This is a genomic window from Flavobacterium cucumis (assembly GCF_900148835.1).
Taxonomy (GTDB): Bacteria; Bacteroidota; Bacteroidia; order Flavobacteriales; family Flavobacteriaceae; genus Flavobacterium; species Flavobacterium cucumis.
Window position 1 is genome coordinate 31,993 of the sequence record NZ_FRYK01000003.1, and the last position, 21,284, is coordinate 53,276.

21 protein-coding genes are annotated in these 21,284 nt (G+C 33.6%); 5 read left to right on the plus strand and 16 right to left on the minus strand.

All coding sequences use genetic code 11. The annotated features are described in order from the left end of the window. The first annotated feature begins 5 nt into the window (after nucleotides 1–5). Nucleotides 6–392: a nuclear transport factor 2 family protein gene (locus BUE95_RS08925; RefSeq protein WP_073583604.1), complete on the plus strand. Its 387-nt coding sequence runs from the start codon at nucleotides 6–8 to the stop codon at nucleotides 390–392. Nucleotides 393–552: 160 nt separating this feature from the next. On the opposite strand, the gene BUE95_RS08930 is transcribed toward BUE95_RS08925, so the two are convergent. From BUE95_RS08930 to gcvT, 3 genes are all read right to left on the minus strand, one after another. Beyond that, on the minus strand, nucleotides 553–1,668 hold the full coding sequence (locus BUE95_RS08930) for an STAS-like domain-containing protein (protein ID WP_159433507.1): 1,116 nt from the start codon (nucleotides 1,666–1,668) through the stop codon (nucleotides 553–555). A 329-nt stretch (nucleotides 1,669–1,997) separates the two neighbouring features. Further along, complete coding sequence (locus BUE95_RS08935) at nucleotides 1,998–2,717, minus strand: YebC/PmpR family DNA-binding transcriptional regulator (RefSeq protein ID WP_073583608.1); 720 nt, start codon at nucleotides 2,715–2,717, stop codon at nucleotides 1,998–2,000. 108 nt (nucleotides 2,718–2,825) lie between these two features. Beyond that, nucleotides 2,826–3,908 carry a glycine cleavage system aminomethyltransferase GcvT gene (gene gcvT, locus BUE95_RS08940; protein ID WP_073583610.1) on the minus strand — a complete coding sequence of 361 codons (1,083 nt, stop codon included), beginning with the start codon at nucleotides 3,906–3,908 and terminating at the stop codon, nucleotides 2,826–2,828. Between the two features lie 165 nt (nucleotides 3,909–4,073). Between gcvT and hutH the strand changes: the two genes are divergently transcribed. Continuing rightward, entirely contained in the window at nucleotides 4,074–5,576 is a 1,503-nt protein-coding gene (gene hutH, locus BUE95_RS08945; protein ID WP_073583612.1) for a histidine ammonia-lyase, read from the plus strand. A 50-nt stretch (nucleotides 5,577–5,626) separates the two neighbouring features. Here the strand turns inward: hutH and can are convergent, their stop codons facing one another. From can to BUE95_RS08965, 4 genes are all read right to left on the minus strand, one after another. Next, nucleotides 5,627–6,262 carry a carbonate dehydratase gene (gene can, locus BUE95_RS08950; RefSeq protein ID WP_073583614.1) on the minus strand — a complete coding sequence of 212 codons (636 nt, stop codon included), beginning with the start codon at nucleotides 6,260–6,262 and terminating at the stop codon, nucleotides 5,627–5,629. Between the two features lie 96 nt (nucleotides 6,263–6,358). After that, complete coding sequence (locus tag BUE95_RS08955; protein WP_073583616.1) at nucleotides 6,359–7,042, minus strand: carbonic anhydrase family protein; 684 nt, start codon at nucleotides 7,040–7,042, stop codon at nucleotides 6,359–6,361. Nucleotides 7,043–7,048: 6 nt separating this feature from the next. Next, nucleotides 7,049–8,641 (minus strand): SulP family inorganic anion transporter, encoded by a 1,593-nt coding sequence (locus BUE95_RS08960; protein ID WP_073583618.1) that lies wholly within the window; start codon nucleotides 8,639–8,641, stop codon nucleotides 7,049–7,051. A gap of 69 nt (nucleotides 8,642–8,710) precedes the next feature. Further along, nucleotides 8,711–9,004: a hypothetical protein gene (locus BUE95_RS08965; RefSeq protein WP_073583620.1), complete on the minus strand. Its 294-nt coding sequence runs from the start codon at nucleotides 9,002–9,004 to the stop codon at nucleotides 8,711–8,713. Nucleotides 9,005–9,228: 224 nt separating this feature from the next. Here BUE95_RS08965 and BUE95_RS08970 point away from each other — a divergent pair, with 224 nt between their 5' ends. After that, complete coding sequence (locus tag BUE95_RS08970) at nucleotides 9,229–10,170, plus strand: LysR substrate-binding domain-containing protein (protein ID WP_073583622.1); 942 nt, start codon at nucleotides 9,229–9,231, stop codon at nucleotides 10,168–10,170. A 31-nt stretch (nucleotides 10,171–10,201) separates the two neighbouring features. On the opposite strand, the gene BUE95_RS08975 is transcribed toward BUE95_RS08970, so the two are convergent. The 4 genes from BUE95_RS08975 to BUE95_RS08990 all read right to left on the minus strand — a co-directional run bounded on the left by BUE95_RS08975 (nucleotide 10,202) and on the right by BUE95_RS08990 (nucleotide 12,183). Next, on the minus strand, nucleotides 10,202–10,396 hold the full coding sequence (locus BUE95_RS08975; RefSeq protein ID WP_073583624.1) for a hypothetical protein: 195 nt from the start codon (nucleotides 10,394–10,396) through the stop codon (nucleotides 10,202–10,204). 104 nt (nucleotides 10,397–10,500) lie between these two features. Next, the gene (gene mnmD / locus BUE95_RS08980; RefSeq protein ID WP_073583626.1) at nucleotides 10,501–11,160 is read right to left on the minus strand and encodes a tRNA (5-methylaminomethyl-2-thiouridine)(34)-methyltransferase MnmC2; all 660 of its coding nucleotides are present in this window, start codon (nucleotides 11,158–11,160) and stop codon (nucleotides 10,501–10,503) included. 73 nt (nucleotides 11,161–11,233) lie between these two features. Beyond that, nucleotides 11,234–11,692, minus strand: coding sequence for a hypothetical protein (locus BUE95_RS08985; protein ID WP_073583628.1), 459 nt, complete (start codon nucleotides 11,690–11,692; stop codon nucleotides 11,234–11,236). Continuing rightward, a complete protein-coding gene (locus tag BUE95_RS08990) occupies nucleotides 11,692–12,183 on the minus strand; it encodes a DUF4920 domain-containing protein (RefSeq protein ID WP_073583630.1) in 492 nt (163 codons plus the stop codon). The genes BUE95_RS08985 and BUE95_RS08990 overlap by 1 nt, the downstream gene beginning before the upstream one ends. Nucleotides 12,184–12,424: 241 nt before the next feature. Between BUE95_RS08990 and BUE95_RS08995 the strand changes: the two genes are divergently transcribed. After that, nucleotides 12,425–13,492: a branched-chain amino acid aminotransferase gene (locus BUE95_RS08995; RefSeq protein ID WP_073583632.1), complete on the plus strand. Its 1,068-nt coding sequence runs from the start codon at nucleotides 12,425–12,427 to the stop codon at nucleotides 13,490–13,492. Between the two features lie 55 nt (nucleotides 13,493–13,547). Here the strand turns inward: BUE95_RS08995 and BUE95_RS09000 are convergent, their stop codons facing one another. Continuing rightward, nucleotides 13,548–13,931, minus strand: a complete 384-nt coding sequence (locus BUE95_RS09000; protein ID WP_073583634.1) for a pyrophosphohydrolase domain-containing protein — start codon at nucleotides 13,929–13,931, stop codon at nucleotides 13,548–13,550. 293 nt (nucleotides 13,932–14,224) lie between these two features. Here BUE95_RS09000 and BUE95_RS09010 point away from each other — a divergent pair, with 293 nt between their 5' ends. Next, entirely contained in the window at nucleotides 14,225–15,250 is a 1,026-nt protein-coding gene (locus tag BUE95_RS09010) for a GyrI-like domain-containing protein (RefSeq protein ID WP_073583638.1), read from the plus strand. Nucleotides 15,251–15,337: 87 nt separating this feature from the next. Here BUE95_RS09010 and BUE95_RS09015 read toward each other — a convergent pair whose 3' ends face one another. From BUE95_RS09015 to BUE95_RS09030, 4 genes are all read right to left on the minus strand, one after another. Then, entirely contained in the window at nucleotides 15,338–17,128 is a 1,791-nt protein-coding gene (locus tag BUE95_RS09015; protein ID WP_073583640.1) for an acyl-CoA dehydrogenase family protein, read from the minus strand. Between the two features lie 135 nt (nucleotides 17,129–17,263). Continuing rightward, nucleotides 17,264–18,448 carry an acetyl-CoA C-acyltransferase gene (locus BUE95_RS09020; protein ID WP_073583642.1) on the minus strand — a complete coding sequence of 395 codons (1,185 nt, stop codon included), beginning with the start codon at nucleotides 18,446–18,448 and terminating at the stop codon, nucleotides 17,264–17,266. A 54-nt stretch (nucleotides 18,449–18,502) separates the two neighbouring features. Further along, the gene (locus tag BUE95_RS09025; RefSeq protein WP_073583644.1) at nucleotides 18,503–18,859 is read right to left on the minus strand and encodes a four helix bundle protein; all 357 of its coding nucleotides are present in this window, start codon (nucleotides 18,857–18,859) and stop codon (nucleotides 18,503–18,505) included. A gap of 32 nt (nucleotides 18,860–18,891) precedes the next feature. Further along, nucleotides 18,892–21,282 carry a 3-hydroxyacyl-CoA dehydrogenase/enoyl-CoA hydratase family protein gene (locus BUE95_RS09030; RefSeq protein ID WP_073583646.1) on the minus strand — a complete coding sequence of 797 codons (2,391 nt, stop codon included), beginning with the start codon at nucleotides 21,280–21,282 and terminating at the stop codon, nucleotides 18,892–18,894. Nucleotides 21,283–21,284: the final 2 nt, after the last annotated feature.

Sequence of the window (21,284 nt, forward strand, 5' to 3'; positions counted from 1 at the left end):
AAAACATGAAAGCAAAAGAAGTAGTAGCGGCGTATTCAATAGCCCTTTCGAAAGGTGATATTCCAACAGCATTTTCTTATTTTAGTCCAAATGCAAAATGGCACCAACCGGGTAATCACCAATATGCAGGCACAAAAAATGGATTAGAAGCCATTGGTAAAATGTTAGGTGATATGATGACAGCAACCCAAGGTTCATTAGTTGTTAAACCAGCAGGAGCCATGATGGTTAATGCAAATTTAGTTTCATTTCCCGTACATTTTAGTGGTAAGATTGGAGAAAAAACGATAGCTATGAACGGAATTGACTTGTTTGAAGTTGTAGATGGCAAAATTGTCCAAGTTTGGTTATTTTCAGAAGATCAAGATGCCGAAGACATATTCTGGGGTTAATTTGGTTAAATAAAAGCGACGCATTAATTTTAATGTGTCGCTTATTGATTTTTGTACTATCTGAAGTAAAAATATTGGGTTTTGTTTTTAGTGAGTCATGCTTTGTGGGCACGGAATGCAATTCCGCGCTATCGGGAATTTAATTTTACGCTATCGCGTTTTATTCATCTTCATCATTAGATTGTGTTAGTCTTTGAGAAATAGCTTTATCGAGTAAATTTCTGATTAACGGCTCCATATTAATATTTCTAATAATTGATGAAAACGAAATTGCTCCTAATTTAATAAATAACTTACCAACCATTTCATCAGCAAAACTACTTGAAATTACCGGTACACCTTCCCAATCAATTACTAAAGGATAGTTAGGTTTTGCTTTAATTAGATTGTTGATTTTGGTATTAATTTGTTTTCCTGAACGTCTAGTTCCAAATCCAGTAGTTTCTTTTTTCATTGATAGAATTAAACAGTCTTGATCTTCCATTTCATAATGATAATCAATTACATTGCCTGGCTCATAATTCTCATCCATACCAAAGTTCAATGCTTTTGATATGGAAAAATCATTTGTAACGTTAATTTGTCCACATACTAATGTTCCCTGATAGTATTGAAAATCTCTTCTATCATTTCTGGTTGTTTCATTAGATGTACTTATAACTCTTGCTTTACCACTTGTTATTTCTAACGAACCACCAGTTAGTGTTGTAACTCTTAAAGATCCAGCCAAACCATTACCTTGGCCGTATTTAGGATTCCGCGTAACACCAGCTTTCATCGCTTCTCCTATAGCTTGAGTATCTGTTCTCAATGATGGAAACCCTTCTTTAAGTGATTCTAGTATTCCTCTACCAGAATCAGCAACAGCAAAAGCTATAACACCGTTTGTCGGATATGTACTAGCTTGAACAAAGCCCCCATTTTTACTTTTAGAATGATTTAGTACATTATCGGTTATTTCATTTACTGACCATTCTAAACCTGAAATTATATCTTTTGGTAACTCCATACTTCTCAAGACTACATCCATGAAATCATTAACTATTTGAAATTGCTCTTTTTCATCTTTAAAATTTCTTGTAACAAGATGTCTGTCATGCATAGCCTCTGATTTTTCAAATTGACTAGGAGCTAAATAATGTGCCCAATTAACACTTCTAAAAAGTCTTCTTACATTTTCATTATGAGGTAGTTTTACATAAACATTATAACCTTCATCTCTAATTTCTGTAATTGATGAAATTATAGGTAAGACACCATTAGGATATGCTTGCATCACTTTAGAAAAATCTAATGTTAAGTCTTGATTTGATGATTCTTTAAACATATTAATTGCTGAACAAACATCTTTAACATTAAATGAATTTAGTTTACCAGTAAATTCAATTGTAGAATCTTTTTTTCTAAACCAAGTATTTCTATTAAATTTTTGTTTCATAATTATATTTATATTTATATAACATGTTAAACATATTTAATTGCAATATAATAAAATTATTACAATTCTTAATTTGTGATAATTTTCAGTTTTATTTTAAATTTAAGATGAATAAAAAAATCCTCACAATTTCTTGCGAGGATTTCGTATATAAGATAGAAAAAGGATTACTCAGCGCTTTCTTGCATTGTATGATATACGTTCATTACGTCATCGTCTTCTTCAATTTTTTCTAATAGTTTTTCAACATCCGCTACTTGGTCGGGTGTTAATTCTTTTGTTATTTGCGGTATTCTTTCAAATCCAGAAGATAAGATTTCAATACCTCTTGATTCTAATTCTTTTTGGATAGCACCAAAACTTTCAAAAGGAGCGTACATTAAAATACCGTCTTCGTCAGCAAAGATTTCTTCTACACCAAAATCAATCATTTCTAATTCTAATTCTTCCACATCTTGTCCTTCAGCTGGAATTCTAAAATTACAAGTATGATCAAACATAAATTCAACCGAACCTTGTGTTCCAAACGTTCCGTTGCATTTGTTGAAGTAACTTCTAATGTTAGCAACCGTTCTGTTATTGTTATCCGTAGCCGTTTCAATTAAAATCGCAATTCCGTGAGGTGCATACCCTTCAAACAACACTTCTTTAAAGTTAGCCGTGTCTTTATCCGATGCTTTTTTAATAGCGCGTTCTACGTTATCTTTAGGCATATTCGCTGCCTTCGCATTCTGAATCACCGCTCTTAAACGGGAGTTGGTTTCAGGATTTGGTCCGCCTTCTTTAACGGCCATTACAATATCTTTTCCTATACGAGTAAACGTTTTTGCCATTGCTGACCAACGTTTCATTTTACGGGCTTTTCTAAATTCAAACGCTCTTCCCATTTCTTTTTTGGTTTAAAGTTTCAAGTTTCAGGTTGCAAAAATAATAATTTCAAGTTCAAATTCAAGGTCAATTTCAATTTTCAAATTTGTACTTGTTCTTGCCCTTGACTACTTTTTATAAAATGGCATTTTAACCACTTTCGCTTTAATATCTTTATTTCTAATTCTGATGTAAATTTCAGAATCTGGTGTAGCTAAAGCCGTTGGTACATATCCCATTCCGATAGCAATTCCCATAGATGGTGATTGTGTTCCAGAAGTTACAATTCCAACTACATTTCCGTTTGCATCAGCAATTTCGTAATCGTGACGAGGAATTCCTCTTTCGATCATTTCAAAGCCAACTAATTTACGAGAAACACCTGCTTCTTTTTGTTTTTTCAAGTTTTCTGAATTCGTAAATTCTTTATCGAATTTGGTAATCCAACCTAAACCTGCTTCTAATGGCGAAGTGGTATCATTGATGTCGTTTCCGTACAAACAGAATCCCATTTCTAAACGTAAGGTATCACGCGCTGCTAATCCAATTGGTTTGATTCCAAATGCTGCACCCGCTTCAAAAACTTTGTTCCAAATGTATTCCGCATCTTCGTTTTTGAAGTAAATTTCAAATCCTCCCGAACCCGTATAACCTGTAGCCGAAACAATTACATCACTTTTTCCTGCGAAAACTCCAATTTGAAACGTGTAATAGCCCATACTAGACAAATCAATAGCTGTTAAGGATTGCATCGCTTCAGCAGCCTTTGGCCCTTGAATAGCTAATAAGGAATAACTGTCTGAAGCATTAGTCATTTCAACTCCTAAATCATTGTGTGATGAAATCCAATTCCAATCTTTTTCGATATTTGATGCATTTACAACAAGTAAGTAGTGATTGTCTTCTATTTTATAAACGATTAAATCGTCTACAATTCCTCCTTCGTTATTTGGTAAACAAGAATATTGTGCTTTTCCATCTGCTAATTTAGAGGCATCATTTGAAGTTACTTTCTGGATTAGGGCCAATGCATTTTCTCCTTTTAAGAAAAATTCTCCCATGTGCGAAACGTCGAAAACACCAACGCCATTTCTAACGGTTTCGTGCTCTGCATTTACTCCTTCATATTGTACAGGCATATTGTAACCTGCAAATGGAACCATTTTAGCTCCTAAACTTTCGTGAATGTGCGTTAACGCTGTATTTTTCATGATTTGATGTTGTATTATTAGAGGATGCTAATTTATTGAAAATTCTTAAAAATGTATCCTTAAATCCTTTAAAATTTGTGAAGTATTTATTTTGTGTTAATATTAATAAATAATCTTGCATTTTAACAATTGTTTGTGGAATTTTGGACTTTTAAAACAAACCGAATGGAAACCATACATTATATTAGTTCCGATTTACTATCGATTGAAAAAATTAACGAGATTGTTTTTCAAGAAAAACAACTTGCCTTGTCTGAAGAAGCTGTCGTAAATATTGAAAAATGTAGGAAGTATTTAGATGATAAAATGCAATCGAATTCTACTCCAATTTACGGAATCAATACTGGTTTTGGGTCGTTGTGTAATGTAAAGATTTCAAATGAAAATTTATCAAAACTTCAAGAAAATTTGGTAAAATCACATGCTTGTGGAACAGGAGAAGAAGTGCCACATGAAATTGTGAAAATCATGTTGTTGTTGAAAATCCAATCCTTAAGCTATGGTCATTCGGGTGTTCAATTGGTAACGGTACAGCGTTTGATTGATTTTTACAACAATGCTATTTTTCCAGTAATTTATACACAGGGTTCTTTAGGAGCTTCTGGAGATTTAGCTCCGTTAGCCCATTTATCCTTGCCATTATTAGGTGAAGGTGAAGTGTATGTAGATGGCTTCAGACAGCCGGCTTCAAAAGTACTAGCGAAATTTGGTTGGGAACCCATCGTTTTACAATCGAAAGAAGGATTGGCTTTGTTAAACGGAACGCAGTTTATGAGTGCTTACGGGGTGTATTGCTTGATTAAAGCAGCTAAAATTTCGTATTTAGCAGATGTAGTAGGGGCGATTTCCTTAGAAGGTTTTGATGGACGAATCGAACCTTTTACAGATTTGATTCACTTGGTTCGTCCTCACAAAGGTCAAGTGCAAACGGCAGAGAGAATGCGCAATTTGTTGGAGGATAGTGAAATTATTGCACAACCTAAAGTACATGTTCAAGATCCATATTCTTTTAGATGTATTCCACAAGTGCACGGTGCTTCGAAAGACGCGATTGATTATGTGATGAAAGTGTTCCGTACCGAAATCAACTCGGTTACTGATAATCCAAATATTTTTGTTGGTGAAGACACGATCCTTTCGGGGGGTAATTTTCATGGACAACCCTTGGCTTTAGCTTTAGATTTCTTAGGTATAGCATTGTCAGAATTAGGAAGTATTTCGGAAAGAAGAACCTATCAATTGATTTCTGGATTGAGAAATTTGCCTGCCTTTTTAGTAAATGATCCTGGTTTGAATTCAGGTTTTATGATTCCACAGTATACAGCGGCAAGTATCGCTAGTCAGAACAAACAGTTGGCAACGCCAGCAAGTATTGATAGTATTGTTTCTTCAAATGGGCAAGAAGATCATGTGAGCATGGGGGCTAACGCAGCCACCAAGACATTGCGTATTGTTGAAAATGTAGAACGTATTTTAGCAATCGAATTGTTAAATGGCTCACAAGCGTTAGAATTTAGAAGACCTTTGAAGTCTAGTGAGTTTATTGAAAGTTTTGTAAAATCGTATAGAGATGAAGTTTCTTTTGTGTCTGAAGATAGGATTTTACATTATGATATTGAAAAGTCAGTATCGTTTTTGAATAGTTTTCAGATTGAAATGGAAGAATAATTGAAAGAAAAACGCTCAGTTGATCATTCAATTGAGCGTTTTTTATAGCTTTAAAATTTTAATTGGTAAACATCATCTAAGTCCGTATCACAACTAAAGTTTACTCCCAAATCGGTAACGTAGCCGTCGTTAAGACCATATACCCAGCCGTGTAGCGATAATTCTTGTCCGTTTTTCCAAGCGTTTTGAACTATAGATGTTTTAGCTAAATCCATAACTTGCTCTTTCACATTGATTTCAACAAACTTATTGAAGCGTTCTTTTTCATCTTCTATAGCATCTAATTCATGTTGATGAAATCGATAAGTGTCTTTTATATGTCGAATCCAATTGTCAATAATTCCGATTGAAGTATTTCCCATTGCAGCTTTAACACCACCACAACCATAATGGCCACATACAATGACATGTTTTACTTTTAAGGCGTTAACCGCGTAATCGAGTACGCTTAACATATTCATGTCGGAGTGTACCACCATATTCGCTATGTTGCGATGTACGAAAACTTCGCCTGGTTCAGCCCCAATAATTTCGTTTGCGGGTACACGACTATCAGAACAACCAATCCATAATAAGGGAGGGTTTTGGCCTTCGGCTAAATTTTTAAAATAATCTGGGCTTATGGCTAGTTTGTTTTCAACCCATTTTTTATTGTTCTCAATTATTTTTTTATAAAAATCGGTCATTATCATTTTTTTAGCGTATCAAATGTAAAATAAAAAAGCTATCAATTCTAGATAAATAGTTTGAATTGATAGCTTCTCATGATTAATTGTTTTGTATTAATGTCTTAAATCGGCAACTGTAAACTCAGGATTCGAATCGTCTTTAATGTACATAACATCATCGTAGAAAATTACTCTTCCTGATTCGATATCGTGCATAGCACCCACGATTCCGATTTGGCCTTCCTCTAGCATTTGTTCTAAAACAAAGCTTCTTTCAATGATGTTTTTTACATTTCTTTTTACATTGATTTCTGCAACATTTTCAACAAATTCACCATTTTTAGAAGTTCTGTTCTCTAAGGTATCTTTCTCTTGGTAAACAGCAGGTTGGATTTTTGAAAGTAATTCTGTTAAATTACCCATTTCAACATGGTCACAAGCACCTTTAACGGCACCACATTTAGAATGTCCTAGGACTACAATCAATTTAGAACCTGCAACTTTACAAGCAAATTCCATACTTCCCAGGATATCGGTATTCACAATATTTCCTGCGATTCTTACAGAGAAAATATCACCTAATCCTTGATCGAAAATTAGTTCAGCGGAAGTTCTACTGTCAATGCAACTTAATATAGTAGCGAATGGCCATTGCCCATCACGAGTTTCGTTTGCTTGTTCAAGTAAATTTCTATTTGCTTTTAAATTATTAATGAAACGACTATTTCCTTCTTGTAAAAATTGTAACGCTTTTCGTGGCGTCATTTGCGCTTGGGTTTCTTTATTATGTGCTTTCATATGGTTTTATTTTTCTTCTTTATGTTCTTTTATTTTTACGTGTTTAAACTCCGTATTGTCTAAATTGTATTGTTCTTTAAACCCTTTTAATGTTAAATGAATATCTTTATCTTCTGCTTTTACATCTCTAAAATCCTTTATCAATTCAACTACATCAAAGTCGATATACTTTGTATTAGAAGCATCTATGATTAGCTGAGACCCAACGGGAATGCTAGCTAGGGTATTCTTTATAGCCGCCTTATTTAAAAAGGAAACTTCTTGTGCCAATTTAATGGTAATGACATCGCCATCTTTGAAGGATTCTTTTTTAAAAGAATAAGCAATCTTTAAATTTTGATATAAAATAAAGATGATACTTGTTGCTAATCCTATTCCAACTCCTTTTAATAAATCGATACGTACAACTGCTATTACGGTGATTACAAAAGGAATAAACTGTGTATAACCATTGTTCCACAAATGTACAAAAACGCTTGGTTTTGCCAATTTATACCCTACCATCAATAAAACTGCAGCTAATGCAGCCAAAGGAATTTTGTTTAGTATAAACGGAATAGAGAGCGCAAAAGTGAATAATAGCAATCCATGAAAAATGGTTGATAATTTAGTTCTACCACCTGAATTAATATTTGCTGAAGAGCGAACCACTACAGAAGTCATGGGTAATCCTCCGAGTAAACCGCTTAATATGTTTCCAACACCTTGAGCTTTTAGTTCGCGATTGGTATCTGTAAATCTTTTATAAGGATCTAACTTGTCGGTAGCTTCTATACACAATAAGGTTTCTATGGAGGCTACTACTGCAATTGTTACCGCTACAATCCAAACTTTTTCATTGGTTAAGGAAGCGAAATTAGGAAGCGCAAATCCATTCTTTATTTCTGTAAAAGTAGGTAGACTAACTAAATGATTTTGTGTGGTAATGGCTAAACTAGAACCTGACTGAATAAAAAACTCATTCAGTAAAATACTAATTACTACGACTACTAATGCGCCTGGAATTACTTTTATATTTTTTAAAGCTGGAACTCTTTCCCAAGTAATTAAAATAACCAATGATAATAAGGCAATAATTAAGGCTCCAGTATGAATGTAATTGATAGACTCTATTAAAGTATCAAAAGTGGTATGACCTGATTTTTCAATATAAAAGAAGTCACCTTCATTGTCTACATCATGACCAAAAGCATGGGGTATTTGTTTTAGAATGATGATAATTCCAATTGCAGCTAACATTCCTTCGATAACGCTTGTTGGAAAATAATTAGAAAAACTTCCTGCGCGTAAAAAACCTAATGAAACCTGAATTAATCCAGCTAAAATTACAGCTACTAAAAAGATATCAAATCCCCCTAGATCTGTAATTGCCGCTAATACAATAGCTGTTAATCCTGCGGCAGGACCCGTTACACTCAATGAAGAATTACTTAAAAAACCAACGATAATACCTCCAATTACACCCGAAACAATACCTGAGAATAATGGTGCTCCTGAGGCTAAAGCTATACCCAAACATAAAGGTAACGCTACTAAAAAAACAACAAGTCCAGCTGCAAGATCACCTCTTACATTGGAAAACATAGAATGGTTATTCATGAAATTTATATAATACATTAATATTCCGCACCTAAATTAAAGGGCGTTTTGAAGAAAGAAGAAAATGTATTACACGAAATTTGGAGGTGGTGAAAAAATTTGATGCGCTAAATTATCGAAACATTTCAGATTGAAATCAACGAGAACGTTAAGTTTTGTTAGCCTACCGAAAGAAAAATTAAATACAGAGTCGTTAGTAGGGGTTATCGATTTTACTTCATTAAAAGGGGCGTGATTTTCTTCTTCTTCACACATAGTGTAAAAGCAAGAAGTATCCGCTTTCTCATCTATCATTCCGATTAAGGTGGGTGTAGATAGAAAAGTAATGAAAACAAATAAAAAGATATTTACTAACAATTTCATGGAGCGAAGATACCATTTCGGTTTGAAACATTTCTTAATTTTTTTATAAAAAAGTTTTGAGAGTTACTTTTTCAAAAGGATTTGCCAATGCTAATGCGTACTTGGTTTGTGTTTACTATTCAACAAAAGCAAATTCGTGTATGTCAATAAATTTGTAAATTTTTAAGTTTTGTCTTATAAGTTAAATTGATTGTTTTTATATTTGTATCAAAATAATCAATATAATGACCATTACACAACTCTCTTATGTTTTAGCCGTTGCAGAGTATAAAAATTTTACTTTAGCTGCAGAAAAATGCTTTGTAACCCAACCCACATTGAGTATGCAAATTCAGAAATTAGAAGATGAACTAGATGTTTTAATTTTTGATAGGAGTAAGAAGCCTATCATGTTAACAGAAGTGGGTGAAAAAATTGTGAATCAAGCAAAAAACACGGTTAATGAGGCGGGTAGGATAAAAGACATCGTGGATCAACAGAAAGGCTATATTGGTGGCGAATTTAAAGTTGGGATTATTCCAACGGTGATGCCTACTTTATTGCCAATGTTTCTTAATAATTTTATAAAGAAATATCCCAAAGTAAGTTTGATCATAGAGGAGCAAACAACGGAGGAAATTATTAAGAAGCTTAAAAATGGTCATTTGGACTGTGCTATTGCTGCAACTCCACTTGAAGAAGATAATTTAAAAGAAATCGTTTTGTATTACGAACCTTTTGTTGCTTATGTGCCAGAGAAACATGCTAGTTTTGATAAAAAGGAGATTACAACAGAAGATTTAGATTTGGATTCTATTTTGCTTTTACAAGATGGTCATTGTTTTAGAAATGGAATTTTAAATTTGTGTAAGAACAATAAATATATTGTAGATAGTCATTTTCAATTGGAAAGTGGAAGTTTTGAAACGCTCATTAAACTTGCTGATGAGGGATTGGGTACCACTTTGTTGCCCTATTTGCATACTTTAGATTTAAACGAAAAGAACAAAGCTAAGTTGCGTCCGTTTAAAGATCCAAAACCGGCTAGAGAGGTTAGTTTAATTTATCCTAAGAACGAATTAAAAATTCACATTATAAATGCATTGCGTGACGTGATATCAGGAGTTGTTAGAGGAGCAATAGCGTTTAGTGATATAGAAATAATTAGTCCAAAGTTTAAAAAATAATAGAAAAGTCCCACGATTGTGGGACTTTATTTTAGTTGATATAAATTAAACATTGTCTTAATTCGGGCTTTTCTTCGGTGAATTTTAGAAGCCACTCTCTCAATTGGTCAATTTCATAAGGAAGTAAGTTTTTAACGGCTTTTTCTAATTCTTTACAAAATAATTTTGCGTCAAAACTTACTCTTTCAAGAATTGATTTGGTGTAAGAAAACATAGCTCGGGGCATAATAATTCTTTTTTGAGTTTGTTACTTGGTAAGAACATGATGTAAATTTAATTAAAAAAAGATTAAAAATTTATTTTGTAGTCTTAAAAAAAAGCTAAATGTGATTATTTTTTGGCGCGTAACATTTCTCGTTTTCCAGGTGCTCCTGGTAATTTTTCAACTTTAAATCCTGCATTAAGCATCGCATTTTTTATAGGGGTCCTGCAGGCATAGGTAACAAGAATTCCGTTTGTTTTTAATGCATCATACATTTTTTTAAAAATAGATTCACTCCAAAGTTCGGGTTGTAATTGAAATCCAAAAGCATCAAAATATATCAAGTCGAATTGATTTTCATCGTCGATGTCTTGAAAAAATTGTTTTCGTTTGGTTAAGGTGAAATTTTCTGCAATTGTTTGCATTTCTTCCCAAGATGAGGAATGTAAGGTTTGGAAAATTTTCTCATGCAATAAGGCATTTAATTCGGAAACATAATTCAATTGCAAAATTTCTTCTTTTGAAATAGGATAGGCCTCAACGCCAACGTAATTGATGTTTTTTTTATCTTGTGTTTCTAAAAAAGTAATAAAGGCATTAAGTCCTGTTCCAAAACCAATCTCCAAAATCGAAATGGAGTCTTTATGGTGAAAGAGATTCAATCCGTTTTTGATAAATACATGTTTGGCTTCCTGAATGGCGCCATGCGTAGAATGATAGTTCTCGTCCCATTCAGGAATTCGAATGGTGGTGGAGCCATCTTGTGTTATGATAATTTCTCTTTTCATTACTAATTAAAAAAAAAGGTTCAAGAATTCGTTTCCTAGTTCTTAAACCTTATTTGATTCTAGATCGATTGATTTATTTGATGTATAGTTTTTTAATTTTAGGTATGGGACCACCACATTTAACTTCATGACAACTGATACATGCATTTATCCCGTTATTAAAATGTGCTTTGGCATTTTTTGGGTCTTCATAAATTAATTCTTGTGCTTTTATAAATTTTGCCGCTTGCTCTTTAAAAAATAAATCTTTGTCTGATTCATCGGTCATTACTGCTTCATGAATTTTCATAAAATGCTGTGGAAATTTGCCAATCGTATCGCCCTTCAAAATACGTTCTTTTAAACGTTTGTTATCCACATACATTTGTTCCATCAAAGCTGCCATTTCAGACATTTCATACATTTCAAATGCCTCTTCCTTTGCTGTAGATTTTTTTTCAGAAGTTATGGTGTCATTTGAAATGGTTTCATTTTTCTTATTACAAGAAAGCAATAAAAATATTGGAAAAAGGAGAGAAAATACCGTTTTCATTATTTTGCAATTAAAACTCCGTTTGCTAAGAAAGAATAAGTTGTTTTTGGCGCTACAATACTATCAATTGCTGCTTGTGATTTTCCTGCATCTTTAGCATAGTGCTTTAAAGCATCAATGCTTTCAATGTTAACAAAGGCTTTCCCATTAACAATAACTTCTTTGTTTTGTGCATTTTTTGGTACAAAAAAACTGTAATCTTCAAATTTCACAAAAGCTTCTTTATCATCTGATAATTCTAAGGTCATCCAACAACCTTTCTTTTGACAAACTTCGTTAATCTCAGTTTTAAATTTTACTTCTAGGGTATCGCCTTCTTTTAATGTTGAAAATTTTTCCATCATCTCAGAATTGGATAACGCATTTTCTGCAGTGATAGAATCACCAAAAATGGCATAATCAACTTTCGCTATTTCAGGAGTGGTTTCTTTTTTTTGTTCACAGTTAGCAAATAAAATTGCTAGAAAGAATAGTGTAATCGTTTTTTTCATCTTAGGATAGTTTGTTTAACAAAAATAGCTATATTTTTGATTTTTCAGTGTTTTTTATGTGAATTATTAATAGTGTTTTATCGTATACTTTTTATTTCTAAGTAAAAAAGAAGTAATTGTTAGATTTTTTTTATTTTTTGATTAATTAAAGTTAGCCATCTTTTTTTTATTAAATTTGCAATTTATTAGTAAAAAAGGGCGTTTTTTTACTAAACCTATAATACATAACAATACACACTTGATGGAATTAAAAACTTTAAATGAGGTTGAAATTAATTTGGTAACTTCATCGAAAATTAACCAAGTAGATTTTGAGAATCTTACATTTGGTAATATTTTTACCGATCACATGTTGGTTTGTGATTACAAAAATGGTGCTTGGCAAATGCCTTCTATAGTACCTTATGCACCATTTATGATAGATCCTTCTGCCAAAGTTTTTCATTATGGACAGGCCATTTTTGAAGGAATGAAAGCTTACAAAGATCAACAAGATGCTGTTTGGTTGTTTCGTCCAGATGAAAATTACAAGCGTTTTAATAAAAGTGCGACAAGAATGGCGATGCCAGAAGTACCTGAAACTGTTTTTCTGGGAGGGTTAAAAAAACTTCTTGAAGTAGATCGTGAGTGGGTTAGGAAAGGGAAAGGGAACACGTTATATATTCGTCCTTTTATGATTGCTACAGGTCATGGAGTTATTGCGGCACCATCTCAAGAATATCGTTTTATGATTATATTATCACCTGCAAAATCGTATTATTCAGGAGAGGTAAAAGTTCTTATTGCAGAACATTACAGTAGGGCAGCAAATGGTGGAATTGGAGCGGCTAAAGCAGCAGGTAATTATTCCGCTCAGTTTTATCCAACAAAATTAGCCAACGAGCAAGGTTTTCAACAGATAATATGGACAGACGACGCTACACACACCAAATTAGAAGAGGCAGGGACTATGAATGTTTTCTTTAGAATTAATGATACCCTTTTAACGGCTCCTACAAGTGAAAGAATCTTGGATGGTGTTACCCGTAAAAGTGTTATTGAATTAGCAAAACGAGAAAATATTGATGTTGAAGTTCGTTCTGTTTTAGTAGACGAACTAGTTGAGGCAGCAAAAAATGGTTCGTTAAAAGAGATTTTTGGCGCTGGAACAGCTGCGGTGATTAACCCAATAGTTGGTTTCTCCTATTTAGGAACCTATTATGAGTTACCTAAACTAGAAAACGCTATAGCACTTGAAATTAAAGAAAAATTGACAAATATTCAATATAAATTAGCAGATGATACTTTTGGTTGGACTGTTAAGATATAAGTGAAAGCTAAATTGAAATTAAAAGTTGCCTTTGCTATACACTTAGGCAACTTTTTTATTTTAAAATATTTTCAAAGTTGGGTTTGAAGTAATTAGGTCCTTTCATAACTTTTCCATCCTCACGGTAGATGGGTTTGCCATCATTTCCAAGTTTACTCATGTTAGAACGCTGAATTTCATCAAAAACTTCCTCTATTTTATGTTGGAGCCCATGCTCTAAGATAGTGCCGCATAAAATGTACAACATATCTCCCAGCGCATCTGCAACTTCAATAATATCATTGTTTCGAACAGCTTCTAAATATTCTTCATTTTCTTCTTTCATTAAATTAAAGCGAAGTTCGTTTTTTAATGTTCCTAAATCTGCTTTCATTTCTTCACTTATTCCCAAACCATAGGTTTCGTGAAATATTTTTACTGCTTTTAATTGTTTTTGCATAATTGTATTATATTTTTCACTAAATTTAAAAAATTAGAAACTATTTAATCGCTACTTTTGTAAAAATTTTCAATATGTTTTCAACAGGACAAGTATATTTTGCAATATTCTTTTTAATCGCTTTTGTTGCAACAATGATAGTGGTATATCGCAAAGATTTAAAAGTTTTAAAACCTTTTTACAAAGGGGTTTATTGGGTGTTTTTAGGTTTCATTTTTTTTATTGGCTTACTGTTTCTGATTAAATTTATCATGAAAGATTAATTTTATATTTGAATTATAAAACGAATACAAATGAAAATTTTAAAATATATATTTCTTTTATTAGCTTTATTGAGTGTGGCTTTTTTGATTTTTGTAGTTACACAGCCAAGTGAATTTCGTGTTTCAAGAACGAAGCAAATAAAGATTTCCAAAGAGGTTGTTTTTGATTTTATAACGGATAGTACTTTATCTTCTTATTGGAGTCCTTGGGAACAAAACCAAGCGGTCTTTTCTAATATAAAATCCGTTCAAGAAGATTCTCTTTCGCAGACACTAATATTAAATCAACAAGAAAATGAGTCTTACTTTAAGTTAAAAACTTCTGAAAAGGGCACAATGGTTACTTGGAATTTAAAAGGGAATCTTGATTTTAAATTAAAATTAGAGAGTATTTTAAGTGGAGGTGTAGACCGTGTTTTAGGGGAACAATTAGAAAAAGGATTGGTTAATATTGAAAATTACTTAGTTAAAGAATTAAATACTTTTACTGTAGCTGTAAACGGTGTTGTAACGAAACAAGCTACTAACTACATACAACAAATTGATACTTGCAAAAGCAGTGATTTTCAAAAGAAATCTAAAGAAATGTTACAGAACATGCTTTCTTTTGTAAAGAAAAATGAAATTAGAGTGACGGGTTTACCTTTTATCGACTATAAAAATAGAAAAAATTCGAATGGCACAATTGTTTTTGCAATGTGTGTTCCCGTTGAAGAACAGATTTTGACCACAGAAGGGAGTGAGATTTCGGGTGCAAGTTTTGAAGAATTTCTTGCTGTGAAAGCAACTTTAACGGGAGATTATTCGCACAGTGAAAAAGCATGGAAGAAAGCACTCGATTTTGTTAAAAAGAGTCAAGTTAATGTTGATGAAACTGGACATTATATAGAAGTATACAGAGTAAGTTTACCAAATGAGAGAAAACCGTCTAAATGGATAACTGAATTTTATTTGCCAGTGAAGCAAAAAGTTGTTAACAAACCAAAGCCTATTTCACGACCTAAAGTTGTTAATCCCGATACAATTGCAATACCATCAAATTCAATAGCAGATTAAATTTTTTATGTATTGCTAAAAGCAAAAAAACCATTCGCCTTAACGAATGGTTTTTTTAAACAAACTAAACCAATTATATTGCTGTTATTAAAAAGCGTATTTATTTTCGCTAATAATTTTTGCAGCAATTTTTTCACGAAGTCCAATTACATTTGGCATGTTCGTATATTTTGTAAAACGTTTTAATCCCATTAACATCATACGTTGTTCGTCGCCTTCAGCAAAAGAAACGATTCCTTCTTTTCCTTTTTGGTTTACGATATCTACTGCATGATATAAGTATAATTTTGCCATAGCAATTTGCTCCTGAACTTTGTCTTCGCCTTCTTTTTTAGCTAATTTCTCTGTTCTAAGAATAGTACTTTCAGCCATGTAGATTTCGATTAAGATATCAGAAGCAGCCATTAATAATTGTTGGTGTGATTCTAATTCTGGTCCGTATTTTTGCACTGCTGCACCTGCAACCATTAAGAATACTTTTTTCAATTTAGCAATCATTTCTTTTTCTTCAGCAAATAATTCTGAATAATCTGGAACATCGAAAGATGGAATTCCCATTAACTCTTCAGCTACAGCCATCGCTGGACCTAATAAATCAACGTGACCTTTCATTGCTTTTTTCACTAACATACCAACGGATAACATTCTGTTGATTTCGTTAGTTCCTTCGTAAATTCTTGCGATACGAGCATCTCTCCAAGCACTTTCCATTGGAGCGTCTTCTGAGAATCCCATTCCACCAAAAATTTGAATTCCTTCATCTGTACATGCTTGAACATCTTCAGAAACGGCTACTTTTAAGATTGAACATTCGATAGCGAATTCTTCAACACCTTTTAATTCAGCTTCTTGGTGCGAATTTCCTTCACTAACTCTAATGTTGATTCTGTTTTCAATATCTGCAGCAGCTCTATACGTAGCACTTTCACCTGCATAAGCATTTGTTGCCATTTCAGCAATTTTAGCTTGAATTGCTCCAAAACTTGAAATTGGCGTTTTAAATTGAACTCTTTCATTAGCATAGTTTACTGCTCCAGTAATTGTTCTTCTTTGTGCTTCTAAACAAGCAGCAGCTAATTTAATACGTCCAACATTCAAAGCATTCATTGCAATTTTGAACCCTTCACCACGACCTGCTAACATATTCTCTACTGGTACTTTCGTTTCATTAAAGAAAACCTGACGAGTAGAAGAAGAGCGAATACCTAATTTGTGTTCTTCATCTCCTAAAGAAATTCCGTTTGATGGATCATTTTCAACGATAAAACCTGTGATGTTTTTATCATCTTCGATACGAGCGAAAACGATAAATACATTACAGAATCCAGCATTTGAAATCCACATTTTTCCTCCAGTGATTTTATAGTGTGTTCCGTCTTCAGAAAGAACCGCTTTTGTTTTTCCTGAATTTGCATCTGATCCAGCTCCTGGTTCCGTTAAACAGTAAGCACCAAACCATTCCCCTGAAGCTAATTTTGGAACATATTTTTGTTTTTGTTCTTCAGTTCCGTATAACGTAATTGGCATAGTTCCAATTCCAGTGTGCGCTCCAAAAGCAGTTGAAAACGAACCCGTTGCACCTGATATGTAATCACATACCAAAACAGTATTGATGAATCCCATTTCCATTCCACCGTAAGCAGCAGGAACGGCAACGCTTAAATAACCAAGCTCTCCGGCTTTACGCATTACTTCTTCAGTAAGTGCATAATCTTTCTTTTCAAAGCGCTCTTTGTTTGGCCATAACTCTTTGTCTACGAATTCGATTACCGAATCACGCATCATAATTTGTTCTTCGTTGAAGTCTTCTGGTGTGAAGATGTCTTCGCATTTAGTTTCTTTTACTAGGAATTGTCCTCCTCTGATAATATCTGACATAATTAGCCCCCTATCCCCCAAAGGGGGAACCTATTAGGGGTCAATAGGGTTTAAATTTTACAATATAATTTTTTTTAGTATTTCAGTATAATGTATAACCACAATCCATATTCCCCCTTTGGGGGTTAGGGGGCTTTACTTCAAAAATTCAAAAACTCCAGCTGCACCTTGACCAGTTCCAACACACATTGAAACGATTCCATATTTGCTGTTTCTTAAGCGCATTTCGTCAAACAATTGAACGGATAGTTTGGCACCCGTACAACCTAGTGGGTGACCTAAAGCGATAGCTCCACCGTTAACGTTTACGATTTCAGGATTTAAACCTAATTCTCTCACTACAGCTAATGATTGTGCTGCGAAAGCTTCGTTTAACTCAATTAAATCGATTTGGTCTTGCTTTAATCCCGCTTGTTTTAATGCTTTTGGAATGGCTGTAACTGGTCCAATTCCCATGATTCTTGGTTCTACACCTGAAGCAGCATAGCTTACCATTCTTGCAATTGGTTCTAAGTTTAATTCTTTCACCATTTCTTCGCTCATGATTAAAACGAAAGCTGCACCATCACTCATTTGTGAAGAGTTTCCAGCGGTAACCGAACCATCAGCAGCGAATACAGGACGTAATCCTGCTAAAGCTTCTACAGAAGTTCCTGCTCTTGGACCTTCGTCTTTATTCACTACGTATGATTTTGTTTCTTTCTTACCATTTTCATTGATAAACGTTTGTTCTACTGTAATAGGAGCAATTTGTTTATCGAATTTACCTTCTGCCTGAGCTTTTAAAGCTTTTAAATGCGATTGATAAGCAAACTCATCTTGGTCAGCACGAGAAACATTAAATTGTTTTGCAACAGCTTCAGCCGTTAATCCCATTCCCCAGTAATAATCTTCGTGACCTGCAGCAGCCACTTTGTAATCTGGTGTTGGTTTGTAACCTCCCATTGGAATGTAACTCATACTTTCGGCACCACCTGCAATGATACAATCTGCCATTCCTGACTGAATTTTAGCTGTTGCCATTGCAATAGTTTCAACTCCAGAAGCACAATATCTGTTTACTGTAACTCCAGGAACATCCGTAATTTTTAATCCCATTAATGAAATTAAACGCCCAACGTTTAAACCTTGCTCAGCTTCTGGCATTGCATTTCCTACCATCACGTCATCAATGCGTGTTTTGTCGAAATCAGGCAACTCTTTCATCATGTGTTCGATGGTTTCAGCTGCTAATTCGTCAGGTCTTTTGAATCGGAATACCCCTTTTGGAGCTTTTCCAACTGCTGTTCTATATCCTTTTACTATATATGCTGTTTTCATATTTATTTGTATTAAGATTGGAGTATTAAGTATTAAGACTTTCCAATCGTTTTATTAATTTTCTTTAAGAGATTTTTGGAAAGAAAAACTCATGTTACTAATTTCTACTAACTGATTAATAATTGGTTGTATTATTTCTTCATCAACTAAACTTAATCGTTTTGCTAAAATTAGTTGTGTGATAAGCTCAAATGTAGAACCATTTGCAATTCCTAAAAATTGAATGAATTCTTTATTAGAATTTCTTCCAGAACCTTCTGCAATATTTGATGGGATAGAAACGGCACATTTCTTAATTTGATGAATTAGATTAAATTTCTCATCAATTGGGAGTAAAAGTGAAACTTTGTAAACTTCAACTGCTACGTCCATTGCTTTTTGCCAAATCTTTAATTTTTCAAAATTATGCATAGGTCTTAATACTTAATTCTTATTACTTTATACTAATTTCTTAATGGTTTCCCTTTGGTTAACATGTGCTGAATTCTTTCTAAAGATTTTCTTTCTCCAGTTAAAGATAAAAATGCTTCTCTTTCTAAATCCAATAAATATTGTTCAGAAACTAAAGTTGCCTCTGATAAATCGCCACCAGCCATTACATAAGCTAATTTGTTAGCGATTTTTTTATCGTGTTCAGAAATGTATTTACCGGCTTCCATTTGGTCTGTTCCTACTAAGAACATACCTAAAGCTTGTTTACCTAATACTTTGATATCTTTTCTTCTTACTGGTTGTGTGTAACCTTGTTCTGCCATTTGTAATGCTACTTGTTTAGCTGTAGCGATTTGACGGTCTTTGTTTACCACAACGATATCTCTTCCTTTTTGTAAAACGCCAGTATCAAAACCTTCGTAAGCTGATGTAGCAACTTTTGCCATTCCTACGGTTAAGAAATATTCTTGTAAAACATTTAATTCAACATCGTTTTTACGGAATAAATCAGATGCTCTCAAAGCCATTTCTTTAGAACCACCACCACCAGGAATTACGCCAACACCAAATTCTACTAATCCGATATATGTTTCTGCGGCTGCAACGGCTCTATCAGCGTGCATGGTTAATTCGCAACCACCACCTAATGTCATTCCGTGAGGAGCAGCGATAACTGGAATTGCAGAATAACGACAACGCATCATCGTATCTTGGAACATTTTGATTGCCATGTTTAATTCGTCATACTCTTGTTCGACAGCCATCATGAAAATCATTCCTAAATTAGCACCAACAGAGAAATTAGCACCTTGATTTCCAATTACTAAACCGTTGTAATCTTTTTCAGCGATATCAATTGCTTTGTTGATTCCTTGTAAAACACCAGCACCGATTGAATTCATTTTTGAAGTAAATTCTAAGTTGATGATACCATCCCCTAAATCAGTAATGATTGCATCGCTGTTGTTCCATATTTTTTTGCTTTCGCGAATGTTATTCAAGATGATGAAAGCATCCTGACCTGGAACTTTTTCTACTTTTTTATTTGTGATAGAGTAGAAGTGTGTTGCTCCATCTTTAATCGAATAGAAAGAAGTAACACCAGAAGCTACCATATCCGTTACCCATGAAGCAGGTTGGAAACCTTCCGCTTTCATTAATTCGATTCCTTTTTCAACACCGATAGCATCCCAAATTTCGAATGGACCATTTTCCCAACCGAATCCAGCTTTCATTGCATCGTCGATTTTATAGAAAGCGTCAGTGATTTCAGGAATTCTGTTTGAACAATATTGGAACATCGAAGCGAAGTTTTTTCTGTAGAAATCTCCAGCTTTGTCTTTTCCAGTAACTAAAACTTTGAATCTATCGATTGGTTTTTCAATCGTTTTGGTTAATTCTAAAGTTGCGAAAGAAGCTTTTTTATTTGCTCTGTATTCTAATGTATCTAAGTCTAAAGTCAGAATGTCTTTTCCTTCTTTTTTGTAGAAACCTTGTCCGGTTTTACTTCCTAACCATTTGTTTTCCATCATTTTGTTAACAAATTCTGGAAGTTTAAATAATTCATGCGCTTCGTCGTTTGGACAATTTTCATAAATACCATTTGCCACATGAACTAAAGTATCTAAACCTACAACATCAACCGTTCTAAAAGTAGCTGATTTTGGACGACCAATTACTGGACCTGTTAGTTTATCAACTTCTTCAACAGTTAATCCCATTTCTTTTACTTGGTGAAATAAGCTTTGGATTCCGAAGATTCCAATTCTATTTCCAATAAAAGCAGGAGTATCTTTTGCAATAACTGAAGTTTTCCCTAAGAATTTTTCACCATAACCATTCAAGAAATCTAATACGTCTTGAGATGTTTTTGGTCCAGGTATAATTTCAAATAATTTTAAGTAACGCGCAGGGTTAAAGAAGTGCGTTCCACAAAAATGTTGTTGGAAATCTTCGCTTCTTCCTTCGCTCATAAATTGAATAGGAATACCAGAAGTATTTGAAGTTACTAAAGTTCCTGGTTTTCTATATTTATCAACTTGTTCGAAAACAATTTTCTTGATGTCTAAACGTTCAACAACAACTTCGATAATCCAATCTGCAGTTGCAATTTTCGACATATCATCGGTAGTATTACCCGTTGTAATTCTTGAAGCAAAACTTGGATGATAAATAGGAGCGGGCTTCGATTTTAAAGCGTTAGCTAAATGATCATTTACTAATCGGTTTCTAACGGCTTTACTTTCAAGAGTTAGTCCTTTTTTCTGTTCGGCTTCGGTTAGTTCGTTTGGAGCGATGTCTAATAATAAGACTTCCACACCAATATTAGCAAAATGGCAAGCGATTCCACTTCCCATAATACCGGAACCAATAACAGCAACTTTTCTAATATTACGTTTCATGT

What these genes read in the sequence shown, in the direction of transcription:
- hutH (WP_073583612.1), top strand. Translation starts at nt 4,074, where the DNA reads ATGGAAACCATACATTATATTAGTTCCGATTTACTATCGATTGAAAAA.
- can (WP_073583614.1), bottom strand. Translation starts at nt 6,262, where the DNA reads ATGACCGATTTTTATAAAAAAATAATTGAGAACAATAAAAAATGGGTT.
- BUE95_RS08930 (WP_159433507.1), bottom strand. Translation starts at nt 1,668, where the DNA reads ATGCAAGCATATCCTAATGGTGTCTTACCTATAATTTCATCAATTACA.
- gcvT (WP_073583610.1), bottom strand. Translation starts at nt 3,908, where the DNA reads ATGAAAAATACAGCGTTAACGCACATTCACGAAAGTTTAGGAGCTAAA.
- BUE95_RS08995 (WP_073583632.1), top strand. Translation starts at nt 12,425, where the DNA reads ATGGAATTAAAAACTTTAAATGAGGTTGAAATTAATTTGGTAACTTCA.
- mnmD (WP_073583626.1), bottom strand. Translation starts at nt 11,160, where the DNA reads ATGAAAAGAGAAATTATCATAACACAAGATGGCTCCACCACCATTCGA.
- BUE95_RS08985 (WP_073583628.1), bottom strand. Translation starts at nt 11,692, where the DNA reads ATGAAAACGGTATTTTCTCTCCTTTTTCCAATATTTTTATTGCTTTCT.
- BUE95_RS08970 (WP_073583622.1), top strand. Translation starts at nt 9,229, where the DNA reads ATGACCATTACACAACTCTCTTATGTTTTAGCCGTTGCAGAGTATAAA.
- BUE95_RS08955 (WP_073583616.1), bottom strand. Translation starts at nt 7,042, where the DNA reads ATGAAAGCACATAATAAAGAAACCCAAGCGCAAATGACGCCACGAAAA.
- BUE95_RS09010 (WP_073583638.1), top strand. Translation starts at nt 14,225, where the DNA reads ATGAAAATTTTAAAATATATATTTCTTTTATTAGCTTTATTGAGTGTG.
- BUE95_RS08990 (WP_073583630.1), bottom strand. Translation starts at nt 12,183, where the DNA reads ATGAAAAAAACGATTACACTATTCTTTCTAGCAATTTTATTTGCTAAC.
- BUE95_RS09030 (WP_073583646.1), bottom strand. Translation starts at nt 21,282, where the DNA reads ATGAAACGTAATATTAGAAAAGTTGCTGTTATTGGTTCCGGTATTATG.
- BUE95_RS08925 (WP_073583604.1), top strand. Translation starts at nt 6, where the DNA reads ATGAAAGCAAAAGAAGTAGTAGCGGCGTATTCAATAGCCCTTTCGAAA.
- BUE95_RS08975 (WP_073583624.1), bottom strand. Translation starts at nt 10,396, where the DNA reads ATGCCCCGAGCTATGTTTTCTTACACCAAATCAATTCTTGAAAGAGTA.
- BUE95_RS08960 (WP_073583618.1), bottom strand. Translation starts at nt 8,641, where the DNA reads ATGAATAACCATTCTATGTTTTCCAATGTAAGAGGTGATCTTGCAGCT.
- BUE95_RS09020 (WP_073583642.1), bottom strand. Translation starts at nt 18,448, where the DNA reads ATGAAAACAGCATATATAGTAAAAGGATATAGAACAGCAGTTGGAAAA.
- BUE95_RS09015 (WP_073583640.1), bottom strand. Translation starts at nt 17,128, where the DNA reads ATGTCAGATATTATCAGAGGAGGACAATTCCTAGTAAAAGAAACTAAA.
- BUE95_RS08935 (WP_073583608.1), bottom strand. Translation starts at nt 2,717, where the DNA reads ATGGGAAGAGCGTTTGAATTTAGAAAAGCCCGTAAAATGAAACGTTGG.
- BUE95_RS09025 (WP_073583644.1), bottom strand. Translation starts at nt 18,859, where the DNA reads ATGCATAATTTTGAAAAATTAAAGATTTGGCAAAAAGCAATGGACGTA.
- BUE95_RS08965 (WP_073583620.1), bottom strand. Translation starts at nt 9,004, where the DNA reads ATGAAATTGTTAGTAAATATCTTTTTATTTGTTTTCATTACTTTTCTA.
- BUE95_RS09000 (WP_073583634.1), bottom strand. Translation starts at nt 13,931, where the DNA reads ATGCAAAAACAATTAAAAGCAGTAAAAATATTTCACGAAACCTATGGT.